Below are 3738 nucleotides of genomic sequence, written 5' to 3'. Positions count from 1 at the left end.
ACGGAGATCATCAACTCCACCGGCAAGGCGCTGCGGTACCAATACGACGACGAACACCGCGTCACATCATGGACCGACCGCAACGGCACCTCCTATGCCTACGTCTACGATCATCGAGGCCGCGTGCTGCGCGGCATCGGCCCGGACGGCATCCTCTCCGGCCGCCTGCACTACGACACACAAACCCGAACCACCCGCTACACCGACTCACAGGGCAACACCACCACATACCTCTGCAACGAGACCTACAAGGTCATCGCCGAGACCGACCCGCTGGGCAACACCACACGCACCGAATGGGACGAAACCAACCGCCGCCCCATCGCCATCACAGACCCCCTGGGCCACACCATCCGCTACCACTACGACGACCAGGACCAGCTGATCGCCGTCGAGCGGCCCGACGGCACCGTGACCGAAGCCGTCTACGACAACCACGGCCTACCTGTCGAGGTCCGTGAGCCGGGCGGCTCGGTGTGGGGGCACGTTTACAACGACCACGGGGCACTCACGGCCACCACCGATCCAACAGGTGCCACGACCCATTACGCATACGACGGGAAGGGCCACCTCTCAGCGATCACCGACGCCCTGGGCCACATCACCCACGTCACCGCCAACGCTGCCGGCCTCCCAGTAGCCATCACCGACCCTCTGGGCCACACCACCCACTTCCGCCGAGGCCCTCACGGCCAGGTTACGGCCGTCACCGATCCTCTGGGCCACACCACCCGCCACGGCTGGACCATCGAAGGCAAGCCCGCCTGGCGCGAGAGTCCCGACGGTCGCCGCGAAACATGGCAATGGGACACCGAAGGCAACCTCGCCCGACACACCGACCAGGCTGGACACACCACCACTTACACCCACACCCACTTCGATCAGCCCGCCACTCGCACCGACCCCGACGGCGCCCACTACGCCTTCACCTACGACACCGAACTACGTCTCACCACCGTCACCAACCCCCAGGGCAGGCAGTGGCAGTACACGTACGACGCCGCAGGGCGCTTGATTACGGAGACTGACTTCAACGGTGCGGCACACACCTACGAGCGCGATGCCGCGGGGCGCCTCACCGCACGGTCCAACGCTCTCGGCGAAACCCTGCGGTACACCCTCGATGCCGCCGGACGCATCATCGCGCAGAACGATGAGACCACCGGCGAGCAGACGACCTACACCTATGACGCAAACGGCGCCCTGGTCCATGCGGCCACGCCAACCACGGAACTAACCCGGGAACACGATCTACTCGGGCGAGTCATCTCGGAAACCATCAACGGCCGCACCACAGTTCACAGATACGACGCCCTCGGCCGACGCACTCTCCGCACCACCCCCACGGGACTGACCTCGATCTGGTCCTGGGATGCGACAAGCCGCCCGTCCGTCCTCACCATCGCCGACCACACCCTCGCCTTCACCCACGACGCCGCCGGCCGTGAAACTCAACGCACCACCGGAGAAGTCGCACTCATCCAAGACTGGGATATAGCGAATCGCCTTACCACCCAGACCATCGCCACCTCGCCTCATGACCTCCTCCAGCATCGTACCTACACCTACCGCCCTGACGGATATGTCACCCAGATCCGCGAGCTCACCACCGGAACACGCAACTTCACGGTCGACCCCATGGGACGGGTTACGGGAGTCCAGGCACACGGCTGGACGGAGAAGTACGCTTTCGACATAACAGGCAACCAAACCCACGCCACCGCACCCGACCACGCCGCGGCGGGCGACCGTGTCTACGAAGGCACCATCATTCGCCGCGCGGGGCGCACCATCTACGAACACGACGCCGTCGGCCGCCTGATCCGCCGCACCCGCAAGCTGCTCAATGGCCAGACCCGTACCTGGACGTACGTCTGGAACGCCGAAAACCACCTCACCAAGGTCACTACCCCGCAAGGCGACCGCTGGTACTACACCTACGACCCTCTCGGCCGCCGCACCTCGAAACAGCTCCTCCAAGACGACGGCACGGCCACCGAGAAAATTCACTTCACCTGGGACACTACTCGCCTGGCTGAACAAACCGCCTCGGATGGAACTGCGACGACCTGGGACTACGCGCCGGGAACCGACCGCCCGATATCCCAATCCACCCACCAAGGGTGTGAAACCGTTCCGCATAACACCCACTCACCCCTTGTCTTCTCCGACGCCACTCCCCAGTCCGAGTACGACACCCGGTTCCACGCGATCATCACGGATCTGGTCGGCACGCCCACCGAACTAGTCGCGCCCGATGGCACCCTTGCCTGGCAACTCCGCACCACCGTCTGGGGCACACCCCTGCCCGCACCACAAAGCGACATGGAGTGCCTACTCCGTTTCCCCGGCCAATACGTAGACCCGGAAACCGGCCTAAGCTACAACCACTTCCGCTACTACGACCCGGAAATCGCCCGCTACATCACGCAGGATCCCCTCGGTCTCAAACCGGCATCCAACCCCGGCGCCTACGTGCACAACCCGTACACGTGGAGCGACCCGCTCGGCCTCGCACCCAAGTGCCCTGTAGCGAAGGCCAAGGCTGCGGTGGACAAGATCATCGAGCGCGCCCAAGAGGGCAAGCTGAGAAAGTCCAGCAACTACCATCCACACTTCGACAACGACGAACGAGTCTTGGAGATCCTGAAGAACCCGGACGCGGTATACCTCTCCGAAGGCAACCGCGGAAATCTCATTTTCCGGCAAGGCGATGACATCGTGGTCACGAAGGGAGCAGGTGCCGGCGCAGGCGATGTCATCACCGGCTACGGCCCGTCCGGAGTCAAGGGCGAATCCGGAGCCGAAGCGCTGGGCGGCTCACCCACCGATCCCGGACACCCGGTAACCCATGACGACATCGTGAACGGTAAAATCCCAGACACCAGGGGTGGCCACATGGCCCCCGCCAAGCAGATCCGATGAGGCGACATTCATGGTGAGGTTCTCGGTCGGCGACACCGTGAATGCTGAAACCACGCGCAACCCGCTGACATTTACTCCGCGATTCGACTTCATCGATCTTCAGGTGATCGTCGCAGGATATACGGGCGCGAACGAGCGCGAGCAGCAGCTGGCCCATACCTTCGGCAGCATGCAGTGGCTGTGGTCGGAGAATGACGAGTTCCGGTTCGATCAGGGCAGTCGGGAGCTGTCCCACGCCACGTTCTTCGTGCCGCGGGATTCCACTCCCTCCCCCCTCTGCCACCGCGCGCCCTACATGCCACAGAGACTCCCCGGCGGGCTGCGTACAGACACCGCACAGAACTTCGCCCTCCCCCAGGCGACGATCTTCTGCTGCGACCCTGAAGCGGCCGTGTTGCGGTGCTACCGGGACCTCAGTGTTCTCGACGGAGAGCCGGACGCCCTGATCGGCATCGCTCCCGACGTGGGCCTCCTCGTCAAGGGAGGCGCGATAGCCGGCTGGAGCCTCACCGATCCCGCGCGGTATCTGACTGAGGGTTTCGCAGACCCTGAGGCCACGCCGCCCTCTCACACCACCCGGCTCCGGCTGGCCGAGTGTCTCAATCTGCTCACCGCGCCGCTCATCGACGAGGTGATGGACCAGGACGCGGACACCTGGCGCAGGCTCCGGGCAATCGAGCGCGCCCTACGCGGCCAACAGGACGACCGGAACCGCGCGGCCATCATGCACCGGGTCATCAGTCGTCTGATCGAGGACTACGAGTCTTAGAAGCCGTATCTCAACCGAACGTGTTCCCTTGATTCCTGCTGGTC

The 3738-nt window shown here is 64.2% G+C and carries 2 protein-coding genes; both read left to right on the top strand.

All coding sequences use genetic code 11. The annotated features are described in order from the left end of the window. On the top strand, positions 1-2925 hold a 2925-nt coding region (locus tag NQU54_RS48170; RefSeq protein ID WP_306279874.1), incomplete at its 5' end, for an RHS repeat domain-containing protein. Positions 2926-2935: 10 nt separating this feature from the next. Continuing rightward, the gene (locus tag NQU54_RS48165; protein ID WP_257636589.1) at positions 2936-3694 is read left to right on the top strand and encodes a hypothetical protein; all 759 of its coding nucleotides are present in this window, start codon (positions 2936-2938) and stop codon (positions 3692-3694) included. The last annotated feature ends 44 nt before the right edge of the window (positions 3695-3738 follow it).

Source organism: Streptomyces malaysiensis subsp. samsunensis, assembly GCF_024519315.1.
GTDB classification, from domain to species: domain Bacteria; phylum Actinomycetota; class Actinomycetes; order Streptomycetales; family Streptomycetaceae; genus Streptomyces; species Streptomyces malaysiensis.
The sequence above is the reverse complement of the archived record's forward strand: the minus strand, read 5'-3'. Positions and strand labels throughout refer to the sequence as shown.

Bases quoted from the DNA above. Each gene is read 5' to 3' on its own strand.
- NQU54_RS48165 (WP_257636589.1), top strand. From the start codon at position 2,936: ATGGTGAGGTTCTCGGTCGGCGACACCGTGAATGCTGAAACCACGCGC.